The sequence below is a fragment of the Bradyrhizobium viridifuturi genome (assembly GCF_001238275.1).
GTDB lineage: Bacteria > Pseudomonadota > Alphaproteobacteria > Rhizobiales > Xanthobacteraceae > Bradyrhizobium > Bradyrhizobium viridifuturi.
Genome location: NZ_LGTB01000142.1, coordinates 1 through 337, shown reverse-complemented (window position 1 = coordinate 337; position 337 = coordinate 1). Strand labels below are relative to the sequence as shown.

Annotated in this window: 1 protein-coding gene; it reads left to right on the top strand. The window is 67.4% G+C overall.

Translation table 11 applies throughout. The annotated features are described in order from the left end of the window. Positions 1–337 (top strand): dioxygenase family protein (locus ALC15_RS41005; protein WP_488240853.1); only part of this gene is annotated, 337 nt, incomplete at both ends.

Genomic DNA, 337 nt, shown 5'->3' with positions numbered 1-337 from the left:
TGACCGGTCCGGTCTATGGTCACGAGACGGTGCGCGCGCACGACAGCGACCTCACCATCCAGGCCAAGGGCGAGCCGCTCGGCGAGCGCATCATCGTGCACGGCCACGTGCTCGACGAGGACGGCCGCGGCGTGCCGAACACGCTGGTCGAAATCTGGCAGGCCAATGCCTGCGGCCGCTACATCCATGTCGTCGACCAGCACCCGGCGCCGCTCGATCCGAACTTCACCGGCGCAGGCCGCGCCCAATCGGATGCGAGCGGCTATTACAAGTTCGTCACCATCAAGCCCGGCGCATATCCGTGGGGCAATCACCACAATGCGTGGCGGCCCGCCCA